Genomic DNA, 20,727 nt, shown 5'->3' on the forward strand with positions numbered 1-20,727 from the left:
TTGCACACCTCGCCCTGTAAAATCCCGAAGTCGTATGTAGGGGCAAGGCACGCCTTGCCCAATACGTTGACGATTTACGCGAACCAGCTACCAAACCAGCTATTCATCTTCATCATCACGAAGTCCCACATGCGGCTAAAGAATCCCCCCTCTTTCACTTCCTCCAGCACCACAAGCGGGCGTTGCTCAATCGATTTGCCATCCAACTGGAAGTCAATTGTCCCAACGACCTGATGCTTAGCCAGCGGCGCCGTCAGCTGCGGTTGGGTCAGTGTGAAACTGGCCTTCAGATTTTTCATCTGCCCTCTTGGCAGCGTAATTGAAGCATCCTTCGCCACACCAAGACTGACCTCTTTCCGGTCGCCAAACCAGACGCGCTGGGTGGCAAATGCGTTCCCCGCTTTAATCGGCGTGATGGTCTCAAAAAAACGGAAGCCCCAGGTCAGCAGCTTTTCACTTTCGCGGAAACGAATCGCATCGGTAGCCGCACCCAGCACCACGGAGATCAGGCGCATATCGCCGTCCGTCGCGGAAGCCACCAGGTTGTTGCCGGCACCGGACGTATGACCCGTCTTGATACCGTCAACGTGCAAATTGGTACTCCACAGCAGGCGGTTGCGGTTGTGCTGGCGAATCTTATTGAAGGTAAATTCTTTCTCTTTGTGCAGGGCATACTCTTCCGGCACATCGCGAATCAACGCCTGGCCGATCAGCGCCATATCGCGAGCAGTGCTGTACTGACCGGAGGAATCCAGCCCGTGCACTGTTTTGAAATGGGTATTTTGCAGCCCCAGCGCCTTCACGTAGTTATTCATCAAGCCAACAAACGAATCCTGGCTGCCCGCCACATGATCGGCCAGGGCAATACTGGCATCGTTACCGGACTGGATCACAATGCCTTTATTCAGCTCTGAAACCGGGATACGGTCGCCGGGTTTCAGGAACATAAGGGATGACCCCTGCAATACCGGGTTACCGGTGGCCCACGCGTCTTTGCCAACGGTCACCATATCATCGTTGCTGATTTTGCCTGCTTTCAGAGCCTGCCCGGTAACATAGCTTGCCATCATTTTCGTCAGGCTGGCCGGGTCAAGGCGCTGATCGGCATTAGATTCGGTAAGCACTTTACCGCTGTTATAATCCATCAGCACCCAGGCTTTCGCCTCAATCTGTGGGGCGGCAGGTGCCTGCTCTGCCCTGGCGGGGGACAGTGTTAATAGCAACAGCGTGGAGGTGGTAGCCAGTGTAAAAACACGGGATGACAGGGAAATATTCTTCATGTCGTGACCAGGTATCCATTTGAAAGACAATGATTAAAATTAAAGCCAGGAGACTAACCGCCCTACACTAAGGTGTTACATCCTGAAAAAGAACAATTTTACCGTAAAGATTTCTACAGTTTATTCAATATGGCTGATTTTGCCTGCAATAAGGCACAATTTAGCGTCATTTTCACAAAGTGTAAAACGGGCGTAAATCCGAATTATCGGCGAACAGTTAAGCCTGTCACAAAAATCCGCTAATCTGAGAAAAGTCTGCAAGAGGAGTCACGACGATGGATTTAGCGCTGTTTGATCTTGATGAAACACTGATTTGTGAAGACAGTACCGGCCTGTGGCTGCGCTGGCTGGTTTCCCAGGGATTTGCCCCTGCCGCTCTGATCGATGAAGAGCGGGCTCTGATGGAACAATACTATCAAGGCTCGCTGTCGATGGAAGCCTATATGCATACCACACTCTCCCCGCTGGCTGGGATGTCAGCCGCCACGGTATCCGGCTGGATCCGCCGCTTTATTCAGCGAGACATCCTGCCACGCGTCTACCCTGCCGCCCGCGAGCGAATGCGCTGGCATCAGGAACGTGGCGATACCGTCATTGTTATCTCGGCCAGTGGTGAACATCTGGTTACACCGATCGCAGAACAGTTGGGCGCGTGCGGTGCACTGGCGATTGGCGTGGAGATCGTTGATGACCGCTACAGCGGCCAGACCTATGGCACCATGACCTATAAAGAGGGCAAAGTCAGCCGTCTGAACGACTGGTTGCTACAGGCGCAAACGCCGACCTATTCCCGCACCTGGGCTTACAGTGATTCCATCAACGACCTGCCGATGCTGGAACATGCGGACCATGCCTGGGTTATTAACCCTGCGGAACCGCTAAGCCTGCTGGCTCAGCAGCGCGGCTGGGAAATCTGTCACTGGCTTCGGTAACGTTCAGGGCTGATCGTTTCCGGTCAGCCCTGCTTTGTTGCTTAAGGCTGCAACCCCACCTTCAGCAGTTTGCCATTCGCCTCGTCAGTCAGCACATACAGCCAGCCATCCGGCCCGGCCCGTACATCACGAATACGCTCACCACGGTCGGCCAGCAGACGTTCCTGCCCTTCAACCCGATTGCCATTAAGGCTCAGGCGGATCAGGTTTTTCTCTTTCAGTGCACCGATAAACAGTGAATCTTTCCACTGTGGGAAGCGTGTGCCGCTGTAAAACGCCATGCCGCTAATCGCCGGAGAAACTTTCCAGTACCAGACGGGTTGCTCGGTTCCCGCCACGCGGCCTCCTTTCGAGCCGGGGACTTTTTCACCACTGTAATCAATCCCCCATGTCGCCAGCGGCCAGCCGTAATTATTGCCCCGGTGTGGGATATTCACTTCATCGCCGCCACGCGGACCGTGTTCACTCTCCCAGATTTCACCGCTGGCCGGATTCAGGGCAAGTCCCTGCGGATTACGCATCCCCCAGCTCCAGATTTCAGGCCGAGCCCCTGCTTTAGTGGTCAGTGGATTATCGGCCGGAACAGAGCCATCGGCGTTAAGACGAACAATCTTGCCTTGCAGAGCCGACAAATCCTGCGCTTTTTCAGCCTGGAAATTATCACCAAAAGCGATAAACAGATGGCCGCTGCGGTCAAAGGCCAGGCGTGTCCCCAGATTGGCACCGGTTGACATCCCCTGCTGCCGCAGCACTTCGCGGAAGTCACTCAGCTGGCGATGATCCTCGCTGAGCCGGCCATAGCCAACTGCCGCTCCGGCGCGGCCGTCCTGCCCGGCGACGGTATAACTGAGCCAGACGCGGCGGCTGCTGGAGAAATCAGGTGCCAGTACCACATCCAGCAATCCGCCCTGGCGCTGCGCCCAGACCTCAGGCACACCACCAATCGGTTCAGACAGCCCCGCTCCGGCCTGCCAGCGGCGTAACTGGCCGGAACGTTCGGTGATCAACATCCCCTGGTTATCCGGTAGAAAGGCCAGCGACCAGGGATGATCCAACCCATCCTGTAGCACCTCAGCATGGACTTTTTCAGCCCGTATCGCTGGGCTGAGTAATAACGCTGACACCATCGTTAACGCCGCCAGGCAACCTCTCATCGTTATGCTCCTTATCGCTATTTGTTAATTAAACGTAGTTAAATTACCAATAATTGCCGAATTATCCGGTTCAGTGCGCTATATTCCCCGGGCTATTTTTTCAATACTACAAGGGATATGTCTGATGACTTCACGATTACCACAGACGGGTTTCATCCGTTTTTTACTGCTACCGTTGATCATGATGGCCCTGCTGCTGACATTAAGCGGCTGCGGCGACAAAGAGCCAGAACAGCGCAAGGCATTTATTGAATTCCTGCAAACACGCGTGCTGGCAAAATCGCAGGTTGCCGTCCCTACCCTGACGGACGAGGAGACCAAAGCATTCGGCCCCTATGCCAGCGACTATGCGTTACTGACGGATTATCACAAGGGGATGAGCAACGTGTTCAGCGCCTCCCTGGGCGAAGTTTTTGCCCAGTTCAGGGGTGTGAATACCGTCAGCAACCTGATGGCTAAGCGCGATGACCTCAAAAAAATGGCCGATCAAAGTGCCGCCTGGAAACCGGTGCTGGAGAAGCTGCGTGCGGATAGCGAAAGCAAACATGCCGCGCTGAAACAGCCGGACGATCTGAAGGCGGTTTATGACCAGGTGTGGGCTAAAGTGATTGTTGCACCGAGTGATGCGGCGTTGCAGGTTGCCACGCAGGTCCCGGAGGTGCTGACGCTGCTGGTGAGCCAGGTGGATCTGTTGAAACAGCAGGGAGACAAAGTCACCGTATCCGGGAATATCGTGCAGTTTACCGACCAGAAAGCTCTGGATCAGTACAATGCCATTCAGCAAAAACTCCAGCCGTTAGTCATGGATCTGATGAAAACCGCCGGTCAGTTACAAAGCATGATCCGTTAAATCCGGGCAGAAAGTTCACCCGTTACAGCATCAAGATAAAAGTGGCCGACCGAGTGTTGCGGTCGGCCAACAACGAGTACTTTACTGCGCAGGGAAAGTCACAACGTCCCGTACCATCTCATCGATACCGCTTTTCAGCTCGCTCAGATTGATCGGTGCATTGCTGTTAGGCACGGTTTTTCCGTAAGCCTTGCGGACCACTTCCACCACCGGTTTGCCGGTTTTCGCATCCAGCAACTGCGTTTCCAGGAACAGCACACTGTTCTGAGTACGATGCCCGGAGGCCGCCATCGTGCTGGCAACGACCGCCGCCACCGGCACCACTTCATAGAACTTCATATCCTGATTTTCGGCATTCACCGCCGTGATCGCCGTTTTCATGATCAGCGTGCCGGGGCCGGACTGATTCACCAGCGCTTTACGCTGCCCAACCGCACTTTTCAGCTGCTGGTCGAGATAACTGCGCACCTGGTCCAGCGTGGGTTGGCTGACGCGGGCAGTCGGTTTTGCTGCCGGGTAATAGACCACCGGGGTGTAATAAATGCCGCGATAATCAGACAGTTTAAAATCAGGTGAAACCCAGCGCAACGTTTCATGACCGCTGGGAGACTCCGATGCTTTCAGGCGGGAATAATCCGGCAAAAAACCGGAATATTGTGTGGTATCAGCTACTTTTGACGAACAGCCGGCCAGCACAAGACACAACGTTGCCAGCCCGGCGACCAGAGGGAGACGCAAATTCTGCATTGCCAAATTCCTTGCTCAGTGAAGGTTATTCAAGCATAGAGCGCGCCTGACCTTTCACCAGCGGGATAAGCAAAATAGTTGATCTGACTGCGGTCAGCGTCAGGTTTTTAGCTTCGGATCCAGCGCATCCCGCAGGCCATCCCCCAGCAGATTAAAGGCGAGCACGGTCAGGAAAATCGCCAGACTGGGGAAAATCGCCACGTGCGGTGCCAGCACCATATCAGCCTGAGCCTCATTGAGCATCGCCCCCCACTCCGGGGTCGGCGGCTGCGCGCCCAGCCCAAGAAATGACAGGCTGGCTGCCGAAATGATTGAAGTACCAATACGCATAGTGAAATAAACCACAATCGACGACAGCGTCCCCGGCAGAATGTGCCGCAGGATGATAGTCAGATCCGATGCGCCGATACTGCGTGCCGACTCAATATACGTCAAATGCTTCAGCACCAGCGTATTGCCGCGGACAAGGCGGGCAAAGGCCGGAATACTGAATATCGCCACCGCCAGAATCACATTCGACATGCCGTTGCCCATCACCGCCACCACGGCGATCGCCAGCAGAATGCCGGGAAACGCGAACAGCACATCGCAGATACGCATAATGATGCGGTCCCACCAGCCTTCGTAGTAACCGGCTAACAGCCCCAGCAGCGTGCCTATCGCGGCACCCACCGCTACCGAGAAGAAACCCGCGACCAGTGATAGCCGGCTACCCAGCAGCACGCGACTGAAAATATCACGCCCCAGCGCATCCACGCCAAACCAGTGGACCAGCGACGGCCCTTCATTCAGCCGATCGTAATCAAAAAAGTTCTCGGCATCGAACGGGGCGAGAAGCGGTGCAAACAGCGCAATCAGGATCAGCAGCAGCACAAAAACAGCGGCAATCATCGCCACATGCTGGCGACGAAAACGCCGCCAGAACTCACGCCACGGGGTACGGACGCGATTGGGACTGATACCCGGCAGCGCTGAGAGTACGGCGTTACGTCGCCAGTTAATCATCATGCATCCTTACTTGTAGCGAATGGCGGGGTTGATCGCGGCATACAGCATATCGACCACCAGGTTAATCAAGATAAACTCCAGCGAAAACAGCAGCACTTCGGCCTGAATAACCGGGTAATCACGCATTTCCACCGAATCCACCAGCAGCCGCCCCAGCCCTGGCCAGTTAAACACCACCTCGACCACGATGGAGCCCCCCAGCAGGAAGCCAAATTGCAGGCCCATCATCGTGACCACCGGGATCATCGCATTGCGCAGGCCGTGTTTGATCACCACCACCGATTCACGCACGCCCTTAGCGCGTGCGGTACGCATATAGTCTTCCTGCATCACCTCAACGAAAGAGGCTCGGGTAAAGCGTGCCATCACCGCCGCTACGGCAGCGCCGAGGGTAATGGAGGGTAAAATATAGTGTTGCCAGCTATCGGCGCCGACGGTCGGCAGCCAGCCAAGCTCCACGGAAAAAACCTGCATCAGCAGGATGCCCAGCGCAAACGCCGGGAAAGAGATCCCTGAAACCGCCAGCGTCATCCCCAGCCTGTCCGGCCAGCGGTTGCGCCATACGGCAGAGACAATGCCAATGGCCATACCAAAAATCACTGACCACACCATGCTGCTCAGGGTCAGCCACAGCGTCGGCAGAAAGCGTTGGGCGATCTCTTCCGAGACCGGGCGTTTCGACACCATCGAGATGCCAAAATCCCCGCGCACGGCATGGGTGATGTACTGCCAGAACTGCTGCGGCAAAGGCAAATCCAGCCCCAGTTGCTGGCGCACCATCGCCACCACATCGGCATCGGCTTCGCGCCCGGCAATCAGTCGCGCCGGATCGCCGGGCAGCAGGTGAACAAACAGGAACACCAGCACCGCCACGATCAGCAGCGTGGGGATCAGCCCCAGTAAGCGTTTGAGAAAATAGTTAAGCATCTTGTACCCTGCGCCTCCCTGACGGGAGGCGCGTTAGTCCATTACTTCAGGTCAGCATCGTCAAAGCTGAACGAGGTATCCGGCATCACATAGAACCCGGTCAGGTTTTTGGTGTTCGCCGAAACCAGCTTTTCCACAACCAGCGGTGCCCACGGCTGATCTTTCCAGATACGGTCCTGCGCATCTTTGTACAGCGCGGCTTTTTTCTCGCCATCAGTCGTATTCAGCGCATCAGCCAGATCTTTATCCACCTGTGTGTTGCTGTAGAAAGCGGTGTTAAAGATGGTTGGCGGCCAGGACTGCGTGGCGAACAGCGGCGTTAAGGCCCAGTTGGCTTCCCCGGTAGAGGCAGACCAGCCAGTGTAGAACATGCGCACGCCGCTCTCTTTCTGGCCTTTATCTTCAACCTGTGCCGCACGCTGACCGGCATCCATCGCCGTCAGTTCCACTTTGATGCCCACCTGTGCCAGCTGCTGCTGGGTGAATTGCAACACCTTCTGCGCAGTGCTGTGATTATGCGAAGACCACAGTGCGGTAGTAAAGCCGTTCGGATAGCCCGCTTCCTTCAACAGTTCACGCGCTTTAGCCGGGTTGTATTCCGGGGCCGGGTAGCTTTGTGAGTACTGGATCGACGGCGGTACAATACCGGTTGCCGGGGTGGCATAACCGGCGAAGGCCACTTTCGCCAGCGCCTCACGGTTAATCGCGTAGTTGATCGCTTCACGCACTTTCGGGTTATCAAACGGCTTCTGCGTCACGTTAAAGCTGATGTAACGCTGCATGATCGATGGCGAGGTCACCAGATCCAGTTTGCTGTTTTTCTCCAGCAGTTTCGCCTGCTCAAACGGGATAGGGAAAGCAAAGTTGGCTTCGCCCGTTTGCAGCATCGCGGAACGGGTGTTGTTATCCACGACCGGGCGCCAGGTAATGCTGTCCAGCTTCGGATAGCCCGCTTTCCAGTAACCCGCAAACTTCTTCACTTTCACAAAATCAGTCTGATTCCAGGTGACGAACTCGTAAGGACCGGTGCCGACCGGGTGGAAGCCGATATCCTTACCGTATTTCTTCAGCGCATCCGGGGAGATCATCGCCGCTGCCGGGCTAGCCAGGGTGTTGATAAAGGCAGAGAACGGTTGCTTAAGCGTGATTTTTACCGTGTTAGCGTCCACCACTTCGGTGCTGGCGATGGTTTTAAACAGGTTATACCGCTTGAGATGATTGTCCGGGTTACTGGCACGGTCGAGGTTGGCTTTTACCGCTTCAGCATTAAACGGGGTGCCATCCTGGAAGTTAACACCGGTTTTTAGTTTGATGGTATAGCTCAGTCCATCCGGGCTGGCCTGGTAACTTTCTGCCAGCACGTTTTCCAGCTTCATCTCTTTATCAAAGCCAAACAACCCCTGATAAAACGACTTTGCCACGGCCTGCGACAGCGTGTCATTCGCGTCGTACGGGTCCAGGGTGGTGAAGTTTGAGGCGACTGCAATGGTGACATCTTTCGCCGCCCAGGCAGGCAGTGCAACAACGCTGCCGAGCAGTCCAGCAGTTAACAGCAATTTACGCGTGTAGTGATTCATCATGTCATCCCTTATTGTCGTTCTACTCTGGAGTAAACAGGTTCTAGCTGCGATTTATGGCATGGCGCGCCACGTAATGCCCGGCGCTCACCTCTACCAGCGGTGCCACATCCGGCTCATCACCGAGGGCGTGGATTGGGCTGGGTATTTCATCAACGAGCAGTGCGCGTTCACGTCTCCGGTGCGCAGGGTCGGCCACCGGTACAGCGGCCATCAGCTTACGGGTGTAAGGATGCTGGGGATGTTCGAACACCGCCTGGCGCGGACCGATTTCCACAATCTGCCCAAGGAACATCACCGCCACACGGTGGCTGATTCGTTCCACCACCGCCATATCGTGCGAGATAAACAGAAACGCAATGCCAAATTCACGCTGCAAATCGAGCATCAAATTAATAATCTGTGCCTGGATCGACACATCCAGCGCGGAAACCGCTTCATCGGCGATCACGACTTTCGGATTAAGCGCCAGCGCGCGGGCAATACAGATGCGTTGTCGCTGCCCGCCGGAAAATTCATGGGGATAGCGCTGGGCGTGTTCAGGCAGCAGGCCGACGCGCTCTAACAGGGCGGCCACGCGCTGCTCGGCCTCCCGCCCACGGGCAATGCCGTGCACCAGCAGCGGTTCCATGATCGAAAACCCCACCGTCAGGCGCGGGTCGAGCGACGCATAAGGGTCCTGGAAAATAAACTGAATATCACGTCGCAGATGCGACAGCGCGCTCCCTGCAAGATTATCGATGCGCTGGCCGTTGAAGGTGATGCTGCCGCCCTGGCTTTCAACCAGCCGCAGCAGCGAACGCCCGGTGGTGGACTTGCCGCAGCCGGACTCTCCCACCAGCGCCAGCGTTTCGCCGGGGCGCAGATCAAAGCTCACCTTCTCCACCGCATGCACACGCCGCTGTACCCGGTTGAGCAGGCCGCCACGAATATCAAAACGCGTCACCAGGTCGCGCACCTGAAGAATCGGCGTATCCTGCGGGTTTACCGTATCCTGCGGCTGCTCTGCCACGGATTCACCTTCACTGACCAACGGGAATTTGGCTGGCCAGTGACGCCCGGTCATCGCCCCCAGTTTCGGTACGGCTGCCAGCAGCGCACGCGTATAGGGCTGTTGAGGGTGACTGAAGATCGCCTCGACGCTGCCGGTTTCCACCACATCACCGCGATACATGACCTGAACGCGGTCGGCCATCTCGGCCACCACGCCCATATCGTGAGTGATAAAGATCACCCCCATTTGCATCTCTTTTTGCAGCACGCGGATCAGCTGGAGTATTTGTGCCTGAATGGTCACATCCAGCGCGGTAGTGGGTTCATCGGCAATCAACAGCGCAGGACGGCAGGAGAGCGCCATCGCGATCATCACACGCTGACGCATCCCGCCAGAAAGCTGATGCGGATAGCGCGCCAGCACATTTTTTGCTTCAGGGATACGCACGAGGTCGAGCATCCGCTGCGCCTCGGCCAGGGCCCCGGCGTGGTTTTTGCCCTGATGGAGACGAATGGATTCGGCAATCTGCTCACCCACCGGGAATACCGGGTTCAGCGAGGTCATCGGCTCCTGGAAAATCATCGCCATATCGGCACCGCGCAGGGTGCGCAACTGCGACGGCGACTGTGTGGCCAGATTGACCAACTGATGATTGCGACGACGTAGCCACATCTCCCCGTTGTCAATTTGCCCGCCGCCCTGCTCCACCAGCCGCATCAGGGCCAGAGAGGTGACCGATTTACCGGAACCGGACTCACCAACAATCGCCAGTGTTTCGCCACGGCGGACCTCCAGTGACAGGTTATTGACGGCCTGAATACGCTGGCCTTCATGCTGGAAGCTGACGCTGAGGTCGCTTACCGACAGCACCACATCATCCTGATGGGGTAACTCACTCATCAGGGCTCCTCCCGATAAATGGCGACCACTGGCCGTTCACCCACCACGGCATAAGCGCGATACATGCCTTCGCTGTTAAACGGCAGCACCACGTTGCCAGCAGCGTCGATAGCAATCAGCCCACCGCTGCCGCCCAGTGCGGGAATGTTTTCGTGGATCACTTTGTCACTGGCCTGTTGTAACGACAGACCGCCGTACGTCATCAGTGCGGCGATATCATAGGCCGCCAGCGTGCGCATAAATACTTCCCCGGTGCCCGTACAGGAGACGGCCACGCTGTCGCTGGCGTAGCATCCTGCGCCGGGTAAGGGGGAGTCACCGACACGACCCACCTGCTTGTTAGTCATGCCGCCCGTAGAGGTTGCCGCTGCAAGATTGCCCGCCTGGTCGAGGGCAACCGCCCCCACCGTGCCAAACTTGCGATCAGGATCCAGCGGTTCGCCGGACGCATCACCATCGTGATCCAACAGAGTTTGTTGTGTGGCGATGGCGCGCTCAAGCTGTGCACGGCGCTCTGGCGTGGAGAAAAACGCATTTTCGACCATTTCGAGGCCATGTGATGCCGCAAACGATTCCGCACCCTGGCCGATAAACAACACATGAGGACTGTTTTCCAGCACCGTGCGTGCCGCCAGCACCGGATTACGCACGCGGGTAACACCCGCCACAGCCCCGGCTTCTCGCGTGCGGCCATCCATGACGCTGGCATCCAGCTCATGCGTGCCTTCATGCGTAAAGACTGAGCCGACCCCGGCATTAAACAGTGAACACTCTTCCAGCTGGCGCACTGCCTCGGTCACCACATCCAGTGCACTGCACCCCGCCGCCAGCAATGCCTGCCCGCTGGCAACGATCTGCAACAGCGCCTGGCGATAGAGCAGCTCTTTCTCTGCATCCATGCTGGCACGCGCGATAGCTCCTGCACCACCGTGAATTGCAATCGTCGCTATGGCCATAATTCATTTTACCCTGTGTGCCAAATCAGCATGAAAAACACTGAGTTAGAATATATTTGTCGAAAAAAAGCAGTTTTTGACTATAGGCAGGCAATATAGCGATGTAAAGCAGAAAGTTCGCACCCTGATAATAACCATTAATTCTAAGATAAACTTTATAGACGGTTATGGCTTACGCAGGCGGGCAAACGTGACCCTGCGACCGATTCACGCCATAATGATCCCATCAGTTTTTTGCCCGAATCCTGGAGAAATAACTCAATGGAAGCTTTCACTGCGGGGTTAATCTCGCTTGATGATGCAATCAGCACGTTGCTGGCGCGCGTGATCCCTGTTCAGCAACATGACACCGTGGCTTTACCGGATGCCGCTGGCCGTATTACCGCCAACGCGGTGATCTCCCCCATCGATGTGCCCCCGTTCGACAATTCCGCCATGGACGGTTATGCCCTGCGCATGGCCGATCTCACCGCGGGATGCGCGCTGCCCGTGGCGGGGAGAGCTTTTGCCGGTAGCCCGTTCAATGGCAACTGGCCTGCCGGGACCTGCATTCGAATTATGACCGGTGCGCCGCTGCCTGTGGGCTGTGACGCGGTAGTGATGCAGGAACAGACTGAGCAGGAAGGTGAGACCATCCGCATCACTGCCGACGTCAGTGCCGGGCAAAATATCCGCCGGGTGGGTGAAGATATCCGCCAGGGAACCCAGGTACTGGAGGCGGGAATAAAACTGGGTGCGGCCGAACTGCCGCTGCTCGCCTCGCTGGGCATTGCCCAGGTCGCGGTGCTGCGTAAGCTACGGGTTGCCCTGTTCTCCACCGGCGATGAGTTACAGCCGGTGGGTCAGCCGCTGGCTGCGGGCCAGATATACGATACTAACCGCTTCGCCGTGCAGCTGATGCTGAACAAACTCGGCTGCGAGGTGATCGATCTCGGGATTATCCGTGATGACCCGGCTGCGCTGCGTGCTGCCTTTATTGAGGCCGATAGTCGTGCGGATGTGGTGATCAGCAGCGGCGGCGTATCGGTGGGTGCAGCGGATTACACCCGGCAGATGCTGGAAGAACTGGGTGAAATCGGCTTCTGGAAGCTGGCAATGAAACCCGGTAAGCCCTTTGCTTTCGGTCGCCTGCCGAACAGCTGGTTCTGCGGTCTGCCTGGCAATCCGGTCTCGGCGGTGGTGACCTTTTACCAGCTGGTGCAGCCATTACTGGCGAAGCTGACGGGGCAGGCAGGCCCGGCATTGCCGCCACGTCAGCGGGTGCGGAGCGCCAGCTTTCTCAAGAAATCCCCCGGCCGCCTCGACTTTCAGCGCGGTATTTTGCAGCGTAATGGGCAAGGCGAGCTGGAGGTAGCCACCACCGGCCATCAGGGCTCACATATCTTCAGTTCCTTCCAACAGGCTAACTGCTTTATTGTTCTGGAACGGGATCGCGGCAACGTCGACGTGGGAGAATGGGTGGAAGTCGAACCGTTCAATTCCCTGTTGGAAGGCTGATATGTTCCCCGAACTGAATGATGAAGAGATGCTGCGCTACAATCGCCAGATCGTGCTGCGCGGCTTCGATTTTGACGGACAGGAGCGACTGAAGGCTGCCCGGGTGCTGGTGGTCGGGCTGGGCGGGCTGGGCTGTAGCGCCAGCCAGTACCTCGCTTCGGCCGGTGTGGGTCATCTGACACTGCTCGATTTCGACCACGTGTCGGTGTCGAATCTGCAACGTCAAATCCTGCACGGCGAAGCGCAGGTCGGTATGGCAAAGGTGGACTCAGCACGTCTGCGGCTGGCGGCCATCAATTCCCTGATATCCCTTGAGGCCATCAACGACCGGCTGGACGATCAACCGCTGGGCGATCAGATCGCCGCGCATCACCTGGTGGTGGACTGTTGCGATAACCTGGAAACGCGTGAACAGCTCAACCGGTTGTGCCATGCGCGCAAAATTCCGCTGGTATCCGGTGCGGCGATCCGCATGGAAGGCCAGATCAGCGTCTTCACCTGGGGCCACGATGAACCCTGTTACCGCTGCGTTAGCCGCCTGTTTGGTACAGCGACCCTGAGCTGTGTGGAAGCGGGTGTGATGGCGCCATTGGTGGGCGTGATCGGTTCATTGCAAGCGATGGAGGCGATCCGTGTCCTGACCCAATACGGCAGCCCGGTGGCAGGGAAACTGCTGTTGTATGACGCAATGACCTTGCAGTTCCGAAGTATGACGCTGGCTAAAGATCCGGATTGTGAAGTCTGTGGCATCGTCAAGCAGCACTATAGTTAGGGGAGATGCCTGGATGCGTAAAGGATTGATTAGCACATGACTGATGAGCAAAGTGGGATAAGCGCGAGTGAAAAATCATCATTGCGCCAGATGATGATTATTTTTCTATTGGTGATTGTCACAGCGGTGATTGCGATTAACAGCTGGATTGTGTGGAGCTCGTGGAACCGCATGATTTCCACCTCGAAGGATGATGCGCGTAATCTCTCCCAGTCCCTTTCCCGCCAGGCGGAAGATACCTTCTTACAGGTTGATCTGACATTACAGGATCTGCGTGACCGCATATCTCTGATCGGCCTGCGCGACGATCAGACCGAGTACCTGCGTGAGATCCTGACCAATCGTAAAGCCAGTCTGCCACAGTTGCATGGTCTGTTTATCTTTGACGCCCAGGGCCGCTGGCTGGTGACCTCAGATGGCAATATCCCCAAACGTGCCAATAATAGCGACCGCGAATATTATCTTTATCACCAGCAGAACAGCAGCACGCAGGTGCACATTGGCAAAGTGATCCGCAGCAGAACGACCGGGGATCTCATTATCCCAGTGTCCATGCGCCTGGATAATTACGATGGTTCTTTTCGGGGTGTGCTGCTGGCCAGCGTCAGGCTGAGCTACTTCAAGCAGGCGTACAGCTACTACAACCTCGGCCAGCACGATGTGCTGGCGCTGATGCTGAAAGACGGCACAATTCTGTACGTTCGTCCTTTCTCCGATGACACCATTAATCGCAATATTGCCGGCGGCCCGCTGTTTACCAGCCTGCTCAAAAATGCGACCAGCGGTACCGCCATTTATGGCTCTACGCTGGATGGCATCGAACGGGTGTTTGGTTACTCCAGCCTGAAACGGTATCCGCTGGTTGTGGCCGCAGGCTACGACAAAAACCATCTGCTGGAAGTGTGGTTCTCCGATATCAGCATCTTTATTACGCTCTGCAGCATTCTGCTGCTGGTGATCGCCCTGCTCGGATTCCTGGTGCTGCGCCATATTTCACTTAACCTGAAAAATCAGCAGGAGCTGTCCCTGGTGCGCGACAGGCTGACCTCAATGAACCGGACTCTGCAGACGCTGGCGCTGGTGGACAGCCTGACCGGGTTAGCTAACCGGCGGCAGTTTGATCTCTATCTGCAGCGCAGTGCGGAACGGTCGGTAAAACTGCACAGTCCGCTGGCGCTGCTGATGATAGATGTCGACAACTTCAAGCTGTTTAATGATAGCTACGGGCATCTGGCAGGTGATGACTGCCTGAAACAGGTGGGTGATACGCTGGCGCATTTACCGCGCAGACCCGAGGATCTGGTTGCGCGCTATGGGGGGGAAGAGTTTGCGGTGGTGATGCCAGGGGCGGATCGTGCTGCCGCGCTGCGCTTTGCTCATCAGGCCATCGCGGCCATCGCCAACCTTGCTATTCCTCATCAGCATGCCGAAAAAACGGGGAATGTGGTCACCATCAGCGTGGGAGTGCATGTGGTAAACGCAGAACGCAATGTTGATATCAGTCTGGCACTGATTGCGGAGGCGGATAAAGCGCTTTATGCAGCGAAAAAGGCGGGGAAAAACCGGGTAGCGGAAAATCAATCTGAGGCAGAGACCTGATAAATCGTGCTAACCCTGGCACGGGTCGACCGAAACAAATGGTCGACCCCTACGGGTTTGGCGTGGAGGTGACCGGAAAAATGGTCATCCCGTGCGGGTCTTCCTTAGGGGCTGACCTTCTGTTTCGGTCAGCCCGCAGCCACTGGGCCTTAAACGATACCCTGGCTACGCAGGTAATCTTCGTAGTCACCGGTAAAGTCGTTGATTTTGCCTGGTGTCATTTCAATCACGCGGGTCGCCAGCGAACTGACGAATTCACGGTCGTGAGACACGAAGATCAACGTACCTTCGTACATTTCCAGCGCCATGTTCAGCGCTTCGATGGACTCCATATCAAGGTGGTTGGTTGGCTCATCCATGATCAGCACATTAGGCTTCTGCATCATCAGCTTACCAAACAGCATACGGCCCTTTTCACCACCGGACAGCACCTTCGCAGGCTTCTTAATATCGTCCTGGCTGAACAGCAGGCGGCCGAGAATACCGCGTACGGCCTGCTCGTCATCACCGTCCTGCTTCCACTGGCTCATCCAGTCAAACACGGTAAGGTCGTCGGCAAAGTCATGGGCATGGTCCTGCGCGTAGTAACCAATCTGCGCGTTTTCAGACCATTTCACCGTACCGTTTTCTGGCAGCAGTTCACCGATCAGGGTTTTCAGCAGCGTGGTTTTACCGATACCGTTTGGCCCCAGAATCGCCAGCTTTTCGCCCACTTCCAGCAGCATGTTGACGTTCTTAAACAGGGGACCATTGTCGAAACCTTTGGTCACCGCTTCCAGTGTTAATGCGTTACGGAACAGCTTCTTGTCCTGCTCGAAACGGATAAACGGGTTCTGACGGCTGGAGGCTTTGACTTCGTCCAGCTTGATTTTATCAATCTGCTTGGCGCGTGACGTTGCCTGACGAGATTTAGAGGCGTTGGCGCTAAAACGGCTCACGAAGGATTGCAGTTCGTTGATCTGCGCTTTCTTCTTGGCGTTATCCGACAGCAGACGCTCACGTGCCTGGGTGGCCGCGGTCATATACTCATCGTAGTTACCCGGATAGACGCGCAGTTCGCCGTAATCCAGATCCGCCATGTGCGTACACACCATATTCAGGAAGTGACGGTCATGCGAAATGATGATCATGGTGCTGTTACGCTCGTTCAGCACCTGCTCCAGCCAGCGAATAGTATCGATGTCCAGGTTGTTCGTTGGTTCGTCAAGCAGCAGAATTTCTGGGTTAGAGAACAGCGCCTGTGCCAACAGCACACGCAGTTTCCAGCCGGGAGCCACTTCGCTCATCGGGCCGTAATGCTGTTCCAGCGGAATCCCCACGCCCAGCAACAGTTCACCAGCACGCGCTTCCGCAGTGTAGCCATCCATCTCGCCATACTTCTCTTCGAGATCGGCGACTTTGTAGCCGTCTTCTTCGCTCATTTCCGGCAGCGCATAGATCGCATCGCGCTTTTCTTTCACCGCCCACAGCTCGCCGTGACCCATGATCACAGTATCCAGCACCGAATACTGTTCAAAGGCGAACTGATCCTGGCGTAATTTACCCAGGCGTTCGTTCGGATCAAGAGCAACGTTGCCGCCAGAGGGCACCAGATCGCCGCCCAGAATTTTCATAAAGGTGGATTTGCCGCTGCCGTTGGCGCCAATCAGGCCATAGCGGTTGCCGCCGCCAAATTTGACAGAGATGTTTTCGAACAGCGGCTTACTGCCAAACTGCATGGTGACGTTGCTGGAAACTAGCACAGAGATAGCCTTTAATTTTTAATGTGAGTATGTGAGTCAGCGCGCATTATGCCAAAAAAAAGGCGCGGGGCATACAGCGGGAAATCCTGGAGAGGGGGAACATCAGGGCCGGGAAGAAACCCGGCCCTGGCGGTTAATGACTTTCTGCTTTACGTTTCGACGCAGTTAATGCTTTGCTCTCTTCCTCGTTACTGAGCCAGTCATGCAGATAATGTTCTATCTGCTCAAGACTGCGATTGCGTGTTTCCGGGATGCATTTGATAACGAATACCGCCCCGACAATACCAATTAAGCCAAAGATAAAGAACGCACCTGACAGCCCCACACTGGCGAGTAACATCGGGAAGGCGAGAGATATCAGGAAGTTGGCAATCCACATGGCAAAGACCGCACCGCCCATAAAGACACCGCGCAGCCTTGTTGGGAAGATCTCTGACAGCAACAGCCAGGTGACGGGCGATAAAGCCCCCTGCTGAAAGCTCAGGAACATCAGCATTCCCAATAGAACCATGTAGCTGCGTAGCATATCCACCTGACCGTTGATGGTCTCAGGCATGAAATAGCTGACGGCACCGATAAAGAACAGGCAAGCGGTACAGCCAAACTGGCCGATTTTGACCATCGTTCGTCGGCCAATTTTACCCAACAGCCAGATACCGACGAAGGTCATCAGCACCGAGATAGCCCCGTTAGCGATGGTGGCAAACAACGCTGCATCCGTACTCATTCCCACCGCTTTTAGCATCGTCGGTGCATAGTACATAATAGTGTTTACACCGGAGGTTTGCTGGATCACCGCTACACCGATACCGATCAGGAACAGCTTAAACAGCCAGGGTTTTTTCAGCTCACGCACGCTGGCTCGCGTCTGGGCTTTGTCCTCATCCTCCAGAGTCTCAGTGATCTCCTCCAGTTCCCAGTCAACGTCCTCTTTGGCGCGGGTACGTTCCAGCACTTTACGCGCTTCCGCGAGTCGCCCTTTCATCGCATACCAGCGTGGCGTATCCGGCATAAACATCATGCCAAACCATAGCAGTACCGCAGGAATGGTGGCCACGGCCAGCATCCAGCGCCAGGTTTCATGGCCACCCCACGCGGCGTTAAATCCGGCATTCGAGATATAAGCCAGCATCTGGCCGGAGACAATCATCAGTTCCTGAATCGTCACCAGTTGCCCACGCTTATTCGCGGGGGCGATCTCTGCAATGTAGATCGGCACAGTGGCGGATGCACCACCAACGGCAACTCCTAACACCAGTCGGAAGAAGATCATCCATTCCACGTTTGGCGCAAGGGCGGTGCCCATTGCGCCGACAGCGAAAATAATCGCCAAAATGATAATGATCTTTTTACGCCCGGCAGAAGCCGCGAAATGCCCGGAAAACAGTGCGCCGAAGGCTGCACCAAACAGCAGTGAACTGGTGACCAGTCCGGTAGTGAAGGGAGTAAGGTGTAATTCGTCGCCCATAAACAACAGCGCGCCGGAGATAACCCCGGTGTCATAACCGAAGAGTAATCCGCCGAGGGTGGCAACCAACGCAATCACCTTAACAAAGGGTTCTGTTTTGGTGTTGCTGTTGGGCCCTGATGCCCGGTTAGGTGTTAAATATTGTTCTTTTGCCATGGTGACTACAGTGACCTCTCATCGACCTGGTTAGTAGGGTGCAGGGGGGTAAATCATTATTTTGCTCAACCGTTCACCGCCTCTGAACCTTAATTTAGACTATTTCTTTCATTTCAATTAACAATGAAAATTAAATTTTGAGCGTTACATCGCATTATTTCATTTTAATTGCGACACCCATCACATAAACATGCCAATGACGTTGTATTAATGTGATCTAATTGGCGAAAAAAATATTTGAGAACATTTCATCCAGAATGAAATAATCATTATTCATTTCATTTGAAATAAAGAAATGATAGGAAAATATCAAACCAAAAAACAGATAATCTCGTAAATCTCTTTCATAAATTCCATTAATTACAACAAATTAAGAAAATGATAATCAATTATCATAGAATCATAAAAAACTCTCTTTTCGCAGAACAGGCCTCTCATTTATGGTCAAACATAATGAAAATAAACAGGAATTCCATCGTTATGGCTTACACAGGTTAAAAGAGTGAAATGGAGTAAACTCTCATTTCTTGCATTTTTTGAGGAAAAAAGGCGATGAGATTCAAACCAAAAAAACGCGGCCCCTGATGAGAGCCGCGTTTTTTTAGAAAGATAAAAACTTACTGTGGGTTTTCTGCGGGGCCAAATACCGAATAATCCGGCATGTTCACGTTTTGATACGCTTCCCAGCCGCCGCCCAGCGCTTTATACAGCGCGACCAGGTCAAGCGTGCTCTGTACCCGTGCCTGTTCCGCCTGCTGTTGCGCCTGCGCCAGCTGACGCTGTGCATCCAGCGCCTCAATAAAGGTCGAGATCCCCTGGCGATAGCTGTCGCTGGCCAGCGTAAAGGCACGCTGTAACGCCGCCACAGTGTCATCCAGCCCTTCCACCTGCTGCTGGTCACTGCGATAGCTGACCAGCGCATTTTCCACATCCTGCAACGCCGTCAGCACCGTCTGACGATAACCCAGCGCCGCGCTCGCCTGCTGCGCACGGGCCAGCTTCACACTGGATACCAGCCGCCCCCCCTGGAAGATCGGGATGGTGACGGACGGTCCGTAGCTGTAGAAATGGCTGCTCCAGTTATCCAGATAGCTGGCATCGCTGTTACGCATGCCAAACTGCCCGGTCAGTGACAGACTGGGGAATAGCTGCGCCACAGAAACACCAATATTGGCGGTCGCCGCGTGCAGGCTGGCTTCCGCTTCACGCACATCCGGGCGACGACGCGCCAGCTCAGACGGTACGCCGACCGGCACCGCTTTCGGCAGAGCCGGCAGCGGTTTGGCGGTCATTAACTCCGCATCCAGTGCGCCGGGGACTCTGCCCGTCAGCACGGCCAGACCGTTCATCGCCTGGTGGATCTGCGCCTGATACTGCGGCAGTTGAGCGCGCAGTGAATTCACCTGGGCGCGGGAGTTCTCCACATTGGTCTGCGGTGCCAGCCCATTACGCTGCTGGCTCTGCGTCAGCTCCAGTGTCTGCTCCGCCACGTCAATCTGTGTTTGCAGGGTACGGGTAATGGCTTGCGCGCCCCGCAGCTGCAGGTAAGCCCGCGCCACTTCGGCCTCCAGTGACACCAGCGCATCATTACGGTTTTCTACCGATTGTTGCTGCTGCGCATCGGCCATTTCGACCTGACGACGCACTTTGCCCCACAGATCCAGCTCCCACGAAGCGTCAAAACTGCCCTGATACAGCCCGACCGGCTTAGACAGGCTGTCTAGCGCCGGTTTTAAATCGGTTTCGCTTCCCGCCTGGTCAATCTGGTCGTAGACCCCTTCGGACTCCAATTCGCCTTTAATGCCCAACTGTTGGCGGGTAAAACGGGCGTTACCGTTCACAGAAGGTGCCCAGGCACCGCGTGCCTGGTTCAGCTGCTGACGTGCGCCAGCGATACGCAGTACCGCCTGCTGCAGGGATAAATTGCCTTTAATGGCACGTGCGATCAGGCTGTCCAACTGCGGATCGTTAAATGACTTCCACCAGTTCGGGTTAGTCGCTGCCGCCAGCGGCGCGGAGATACCGTCCGGCTGCATACTGTTAAAACGCTCCGGTGTGGCGGGCTTCGGCGCCTGGTAATCCGGGCCAACGGCACAGCCACTGAGCATCAGTGCAACGGCTATCAGCCCACCACTGCGCGAACGCAAAAAAGAAGGAGGAACGTTCAT

Annotated in this window: 16 protein-coding genes; 5 read left to right on the forward strand and 11 right to left on the reverse strand. The window is 55.5% G+C overall.

Annotation, left to right across the window (positions count from 1 at the left end):
- Nucleotides 1-74: 74 nt before the first annotated feature.
- Nucleotides 75-1,280: a serine hydrolase gene (locus FVB43_RS23570; protein ID WP_167864872.1), complete on the reverse strand. Its 1,206-nt coding sequence runs from the start codon at nucleotides 1,278-1,280 to the stop codon at nucleotides 75-77.
- A gap of 275 nt (nucleotides 1,281-1,555) precedes the next feature.
- Here FVB43_RS23570 and FVB43_RS23575 point away from each other — a divergent pair, with 275 nt between their 5' ends.
- Nucleotides 1,556-2,212, forward strand: coding sequence for an HAD family hydrolase (locus tag FVB43_RS23575; protein WP_167864873.1), 657 nt, complete (start codon nucleotides 1,556-1,558; stop codon nucleotides 2,210-2,212).
- 41 nt (nucleotides 2,213-2,253) lie between these two features.
- Here the strand turns inward: FVB43_RS23575 and FVB43_RS23580 are convergent, their stop codons facing one another.
- The gene (locus FVB43_RS23580) at nucleotides 2,254-3,366 is read right to left on the reverse strand and encodes a PQQ-dependent sugar dehydrogenase (RefSeq protein WP_133841093.1); all 1,113 of its coding nucleotides are present in this window, start codon (nucleotides 3,364-3,366) and stop codon (nucleotides 2,254-2,256) included.
- A 124-nt stretch (nucleotides 3,367-3,490) separates the two neighbouring features.
- On the opposite strand from FVB43_RS23580, the gene FVB43_RS23585 reads away from it, so the two are divergent.
- Complete coding sequence (locus FVB43_RS23585) at nucleotides 3,491-4,216, forward strand: DUF3053 domain-containing protein (protein WP_167864874.1); 726 nt, start codon at nucleotides 3,491-3,493, stop codon at nucleotides 4,214-4,216.
- A gap of 81 nt (nucleotides 4,217-4,297) precedes the next feature.
- Here FVB43_RS23585 and FVB43_RS23590 read toward each other — a convergent pair whose 3' ends face one another.
- From FVB43_RS23590 to FVB43_RS23615, 6 genes are all read right to left on the reverse strand, one after another.
- Nucleotides 4,298-4,963, reverse strand: a complete 666-nt coding sequence (locus FVB43_RS23590; RefSeq protein ID WP_159338107.1) for a DUF3313 domain-containing protein — start codon at nucleotides 4,961-4,963, stop codon at nucleotides 4,298-4,300.
- Nucleotides 4,964-5,062: 99 nt separating this feature from the next.
- Nucleotides 5,063-5,968, reverse strand: a complete 906-nt coding sequence (gsiD, locus tag FVB43_RS23595; RefSeq protein WP_133842091.1) for a glutathione ABC transporter permease GsiD — start codon at nucleotides 5,966-5,968, stop codon at nucleotides 5,063-5,065.
- 9 nt (nucleotides 5,969-5,977) lie between these two features.
- The gene (gene gsiC, locus FVB43_RS23600) at nucleotides 5,978-6,898 is read right to left on the reverse strand and encodes a glutathione ABC transporter permease GsiC (protein ID WP_133841096.1); all 921 of its coding nucleotides are present in this window, start codon (nucleotides 6,896-6,898) and stop codon (nucleotides 5,978-5,980) included.
- A gap of 41 nt (nucleotides 6,899-6,939) precedes the next feature.
- A complete protein-coding gene (gsiB, locus tag FVB43_RS23605) occupies nucleotides 6,940-8,478 on the reverse strand; it encodes a glutathione ABC transporter substrate-binding protein GsiB (protein WP_171149364.1) in 1,539 nt (512 codons plus the stop codon).
- Between the two features lie 40 nt (nucleotides 8,479-8,518).
- Nucleotides 8,519-10,369, reverse strand: a complete 1,851-nt coding sequence (gsiA, locus tag FVB43_RS23610; protein ID WP_167864875.1) for a glutathione ABC transporter ATP-binding protein GsiA — start codon at nucleotides 10,367-10,369, stop codon at nucleotides 8,519-8,521.
- On the reverse strand, nucleotides 10,369-11,325 hold the full coding sequence (locus tag FVB43_RS23615; RefSeq protein WP_167864876.1) for an isoaspartyl peptidase/L-asparaginase family protein: 957 nt from the start codon (nucleotides 11,323-11,325) through the stop codon (nucleotides 10,369-10,371). Before FVB43_RS23615 ends, gsiA begins: the two co-directional genes overlap by 1 nt.
- Before the next feature lie 261 nt (nucleotides 11,326-11,586).
- On the opposite strand from FVB43_RS23615, the gene moeA reads away from it, so the two are divergent.
- Genes moeA through FVB43_RS23630 form a run of 3 tightly spaced genes read left to right on the forward strand, consistent with a single transcriptional unit; the run spans nucleotide 11,587 to nucleotide 15,193 of the window.
- Entirely contained in the window at nucleotides 11,587-12,822 is a 1,236-nt protein-coding gene (gene moeA, locus FVB43_RS23620; RefSeq protein WP_167864877.1) for a molybdopterin molybdotransferase MoeA, read from the forward strand.
- Nucleotide 12,823: 1 nt separating this feature from the next.
- Complete coding sequence (moeB, locus tag FVB43_RS23625; protein ID WP_167864878.1) at nucleotides 12,824-13,594, forward strand: molybdopterin-synthase adenylyltransferase MoeB; 771 nt, start codon at nucleotides 12,824-12,826, stop codon at nucleotides 13,592-13,594.
- Between the two features lie 36 nt (nucleotides 13,595-13,630).
- A complete protein-coding gene (locus tag FVB43_RS23630) occupies nucleotides 13,631-15,193 on the forward strand; it encodes a sensor domain-containing diguanylate cyclase (RefSeq protein WP_167864879.1) in 1,563 nt (520 codons plus the stop codon).
- 149 nt (nucleotides 15,194-15,342) lie between these two features.
- On the opposite strand, the gene FVB43_RS23635 is transcribed toward FVB43_RS23630, so the two are convergent.
- The 3 genes from FVB43_RS23635 to FVB43_RS23645 form a co-directional block, all read right to left on the reverse strand.
- On the reverse strand, nucleotides 15,343-16,935 hold the full coding sequence (locus tag FVB43_RS23635) for an ABC-F family ATPase (RefSeq protein WP_167864880.1): 1,593 nt from the start codon (nucleotides 16,933-16,935) through the stop codon (nucleotides 15,343-15,345).
- Nucleotides 16,936-17,068: 133 nt separating this feature from the next.
- Nucleotides 17,069-18,559 (reverse strand): sugar porter family MFS transporter, encoded by a 1,491-nt coding sequence (locus FVB43_RS23640; protein ID WP_159338101.1) that lies wholly within the window; start codon nucleotides 18,557-18,559, stop codon nucleotides 17,069-17,071.
- Nucleotides 18,560-19,176: 617 nt separating this feature from the next.
- The gene (locus FVB43_RS23645) at nucleotides 19,177-20,727 is read right to left on the reverse strand and encodes an efflux transporter outer membrane subunit (protein ID WP_159338100.1); all 1,551 of its coding nucleotides are present in this window, start codon (nucleotides 20,725-20,727) and stop codon (nucleotides 19,177-19,179) included.

It is taken from the genome of Erwinia rhapontici (genome assembly GCF_012271765.1).
GTDB classification, from domain to species: domain Bacteria; phylum Pseudomonadota; class Gammaproteobacteria; order Enterobacterales; family Enterobacteriaceae; genus Erwinia; species Erwinia rhapontici.

Bases quoted from the DNA above. Each gene is read 5' to 3' on its own strand.
- FVB43_RS23570 (WP_167864872.1), bottom strand. From the start codon at position 1,280: ATGAAGAATATTTCCCTGTCATCCCGTGTTTTTACACTGGCTACCACC.
- FVB43_RS23575 (WP_167864873.1), top strand. From the start codon at position 1,556: ATGGATTTAGCGCTGTTTGATCTTGATGAAACACTGATTTGTGAAGAC.
- FVB43_RS23580 (WP_133841093.1), bottom strand. From the start codon at position 3,366: ATGAGAGGTTGCCTGGCGGCGTTAACGATGGTGTCAGCGTTATTACTC.
- FVB43_RS23585 (WP_167864874.1), top strand. From the start codon at position 3,491: ATGACTTCACGATTACCACAGACGGGTTTCATCCGTTTTTTACTGCTA.
- FVB43_RS23590 (WP_159338107.1), bottom strand. From the start codon at position 4,963: ATGCAGAATTTGCGTCTCCCTCTGGTCGCCGGGCTGGCAACGTTGTGT.
- gsiD (WP_133842091.1), bottom strand. From the start codon at position 5,968: ATGATTAACTGGCGACGTAACGCCGTACTCTCAGCGCTGCCGGGTATC.
- gsiC (WP_133841096.1), bottom strand. From the start codon at position 6,898: ATGCTTAACTATTTTCTCAAACGCTTACTGGGGCTGATCCCCACGCTG.
- gsiB (WP_171149364.1), bottom strand. From the start codon at position 8,478: ATGATGAATCACTACACGCGTAAATTGCTGTTAACTGCTGGACTGCTC.
- gsiA (WP_167864875.1), bottom strand. From the start codon at position 10,369: ATGAGTGAGTTACCCCATCAGGATGATGTGGTGCTGTCGGTAAGCGAC.
- FVB43_RS23615 (WP_167864876.1), bottom strand. From the start codon at position 11,325: ATGGCCATAGCGACGATTGCAATTCACGGTGGTGCAGGAGCTATCGCG.
- moeA (WP_167864877.1), top strand. From the start codon at position 11,587: ATGGAAGCTTTCACTGCGGGGTTAATCTCGCTTGATGATGCAATCAGC.
- moeB (WP_167864878.1), top strand. From the start codon at position 12,824: ATGTTCCCCGAACTGAATGATGAAGAGATGCTGCGCTACAATCGCCAG.
- FVB43_RS23630 (WP_167864879.1), top strand. From the start codon at position 13,631: ATGACTGATGAGCAAAGTGGGATAAGCGCGAGTGAAAAATCATCATTG.
- FVB43_RS23640 (WP_159338101.1), bottom strand. From the start codon at position 18,559: ATGGCAAAAGAACAATATTTAACACCTAACCGGGCATCAGGGCCCAAC.
- FVB43_RS23645 (WP_159338100.1), bottom strand. From the start codon at position 20,727: ATGAACGTTCCTCCTTCTTTTTTGCGTTCGCGCAGTGGTGGGCTGATA.